This is a genomic window from Quadrisphaera sp. DVD1 (assembly GCF_058932755.1).
The window spans coordinates 1-3584 of the sequence record NZ_JBZYWI010000212.1; the positions used below are offsets into that span (position 1 = coordinate 1).

The 3584-nt window shown below is 79.1% G+C and carries 2 protein-coding genes; both read left to right on the forward strand.

Annotation, left to right across the window (positions count from 1 at the left end):
- Positions 1–1090: RecB family exonuclease (locus AC5FZL_RS15920; RefSeq protein WP_493619859.1), on the forward strand; the 1090-nt coding region annotated here is incomplete at its 5' end.
- Positions 1087–3584: ATP-dependent helicase (locus AC5FZL_RS15925; protein WP_493619860.1), on the forward strand; the 2498-nt coding region annotated here is incomplete at its 3' end. The genes AC5FZL_RS15920 and AC5FZL_RS15925, both read left to right, overlap by 4 nt.

A 3584-nucleotide genomic window follows, 5' to 3' on the forward strand; every position in this document is an offset into this window, starting at 1 on the left:
GCTGGTGGCCACGGCGGTGCGCAGCGAGGACGAGCGCCCCTCCGCCTTCCTCGACCTCGTCGACCCGCCCAGCGACCTCGAGCACCCGTTCACCTCCGTGCCGCGCGCGATGAGCCTGCCCGCGCTGGTGGGCGAGCTGCGCTCGGTGCTGCTCACCCCGCTCGGGGCGCGCGACGCCACCGGCGAGGTCGTGGACGACGCCCGCCGCGCCGCCGCCGCGGCGGCCCTCGCCCGCCTCGCGGAGCGCGGGGTGCCCGGGGCGTCCCCGCAGGACTGGTACGGCCTCCTGCCGCTGTCCGACGACGGGCCGCTGCGCGAGCCCGAAGAGCCCGTGCGGGTCTCGCCCTCGGCCGTGGAGTCGTTCTCGCGCTGCTCCCTGCGCTGGCTGCTGGAGGGCAGCGGCGGGCGGCCGGCGGAGTCGGTCAGCCAGGGCGTCGGCGTGCTCGTGCACGAGATCGCCCAGCTCATGCCCAAGGGCAGCCCCGAGGAGATGGCGGCGGCGCTCGAGGAGCGCTGGCCCTCCCTCGGGCTGCCCGACACCTGGATCGGGCAGCGCGAGCACCGCACCGCCCGCAGGCTCGTGGCCAAGCTGGCCACCTACGTCGCCTCCGCCCGCGCCGCGGGGCGCGACCTGGTGGCCGTGGAGGCCGAGGTCGAGGTCCAGGTGGGCCGGGCGCTGGTGCGCGGGCGCCTCGACCGCGTCGAGCGCGACGGCGACGGGCTGCGCGTGGTCGACCTCAAGACCGGCAACCGCCGCCCCGCCGCCGACGAGGTGCCCACGCACGCCCAGCTCGGCCTCTACCAGGTGGTCGTCGAGGCCGGTGGCCTCGAGGAGCACGTCCAGCACCCGGCCAGCAGCGGCGGCGCCGCGCTGGTCCAGCTCGGCGGCGCCACGAAGTCGCCGGGGGAGCAGGTGCAGCCGGCGCTGGCCGACGCCGCCGACCCCGCCTGGGCGCACCGGCTGCTGGAGGAGACCGCCGAGGGCATGGCCGCCTCGGCCTTCGACGCCGTCGAGAACGACCTGTGCTCGCGCTGCCCGGTGCGCACGAGCTGCCCGCTGCGCCCCGAGGGCCGGCAGGTGGGCGCGTGAGCGCGCCCGGGGCGGGCGCCGCCGGCACCACCGGGCTGCTCAGCGCCGCCGACATCGCTGCCGCGCTCGGCCAGCACCGGCCCACGCCGGAGCAGACCGCCGTCATCGAGGCGCCCCTGTCACCGCTGCTCGTGGTCGCCGGTGCGGGCTCGGGCAAGACCGAGACGATGGCCGCGCGCGTCGTCTGGCTCGTCGCCAACGGGCTGGTCGCGCCCGAGGGCGTGCTCGGGCTGACCTTCACCCGCAAGGCCGCTGGCGAGCTGGCCGAGCGGGTGCGGGTGCGCCTGGCCGCCCTGCGCCGCTCCGGGCTGCTGCCCCTCGACGGGGCTGGCGGCGGGGCCCTCGACGCCGGTGACGGCGCGGGGGAGCCCACGGTCTCGACCTACCACTCCTACGCCGCCTCGGTGGTCGCCGACCACGGCCTGCGCCTGGGCGTGGAGCCGCGCGCCCGGCTCGTCGGCGAGGCGGCGGCCTACCAGCTCGCCGCCGAGGTCGTGGAGGGCTGGGACGACCTCGGCGAGGTCGACAGCTCGCCGTCGACCGTGGTCGAGGCGGTGCTGTCCCTGGCGGGGGAGTGCGCCGAGCACCTCGTCGACCCCGACGACCTCGACGCGCACCTGGCGGCGCTCGTCCAGCGCGTGCGGGCCCTGCCGGGCAAGGAGTACGCCGACGTGCGCAAGGCCCTCGCCGACCTCGACGCCCGCCGCCAGGTGATCCCCCTGCTGCGCCGCTACCGCGAGCGCAAGCGCGAGGCCGAGGTGCTCGACCACGGCGACCAGGTGGCGATCGCGGCGCGGGTGGCCGCGCAGGTGCCGGCCGTCGGGGCCCTCGAGCGCGCCCGCTTCGGCGTCGTCCTGCTCGACGAGTACCAGGACACCTCCCACGCCCAGCTCGAGCTCCTGCGCCACCTCTTCGGCGGCGGGCACCCGGTCACCGCCGTGGGCGACCCCCACCAGTCCATCTACGGCTGGCGCGGGGCCAGCGCGGGCGGCCTGGAGGAGTTCCCCTCCCGCTTCCCCGCCGCCGACGGCACCCCCGCCCCGGTCGCGGCCCTGTCCACGAGCTGGCGCAACGACGTCGCCGTGCTGGACGTCGCGAACCGCAGCGCCGCCCCGCTGCGGGCGCTGTCCCGGCTCGACGTGCCGGCGCTCGCGGCCCGCCCCGGCGCCGGCACCGGCCAGGTGCGGACCACCTGGGCGCAGACCGCGGCCGAGGAGGCCGAGCGCGTGGCCGACGCCCTCGCCGCCTGCTGGCACGCCGACGAGGCCACCGCGGGAGCGGCGCCGGGCCCCGGGCCGGCCGCCCCCGTGCACCGCACGATGGCGGTGCTGTGCCGCAAGCGCTCGCAGTTCGAGGCGCTCGAGCAGGCCCTGCGCGCGCGCGGCCTGCCGGTGGAGGTCGTCGGCCTCGGCGGGCTGCTGTCGCGCCCGGAGGTCGTGGACCTCGTCGCCGCGCTGTCGGTGGTGCACGACCCGGGCCGCGGCGACGCGCTGCTGCGGCTGCTCACCGGCGCCCGCTGGCGGATCGGCCCCCGCGACCTCCAGGCCCTGGCCGAGGCCGCCGCCGCCCGCCGGCCGCGCCCCCGGGCGGCGGGCGGGGACGCCGAGACGGGCCGGGACGGCGTCCCCGACGCCGACGCGGCCGCCGAGGCCGCGCGCGAGCTGGTCGACGCGGCCAGCGTCGTCGACGCCCTCGACGACCTCCCCCGCCCGGAGTGGACCGGCCCGTCCGGGCGCGGCCTGTCGCCGGCCGGGCGCGAGCGGCTGGTGCAGGTGGCGCAGCTGCTGCGGCGCCTGCGCGCCGCGGCGGGCCTGCCCCTGCCCGAGCTCGTCGCCGAGGTCGAGCGCGCCCTGCTCCTCGACGTCGAGCTGGCGTCCTCGCCCGCCACCAGCCCGGCCGAGGCGCGCACCCACCTCGACGCCTTCGCCGAGGTCGCGGCCTCCTTCGCCGAGGGCGCCGACCGGCCCTCCCTCGGCGGGTTCCTCGCCTGGCTCGCCACCGCCGAGCACCGCGAGCGGGGCCTCGCCCCGGGCGACGAGGGCGGTGAGGGCCCGGCCGAGGCACCGGGCGAGGGCCCCGGCGTCGAGCCGAGCCGGACGGCGGTGCAGCTGCTCACGGTGCACGCCGCCAAGGGCCTCGAGTGGGACGTCGTGGCGGTGCCCGGGCTGGTCGAGGGCAGCTTCCCCTCCTGCGGGGAGACGTCGTCGGGCTGGTTGTCCGGCCTGGGCTCGCTGCCCTACGAGCTGCGCGGCGACGTGGCGGCCCTGCCGTCCCTGGGCTGGGCCGGCGCGGCCGACCACCGCGAGGCCGAGCTGCTGCGCCGTGCCTTCCGCGAGGCCTGCGGCGCGCACGAGCTCGCCGAGGAGCGGCGCCTGGCCTACGTGGCGTTCACCCGCGCCCGCAGCCTGCTGCTGCTGTCCGGCGCGTGGTGGGGCGCGGGCAAGAAGCCGCGCCGGCCCTCGCGGTTCCTCACCGAGGTGGTCGACCTCCTCGG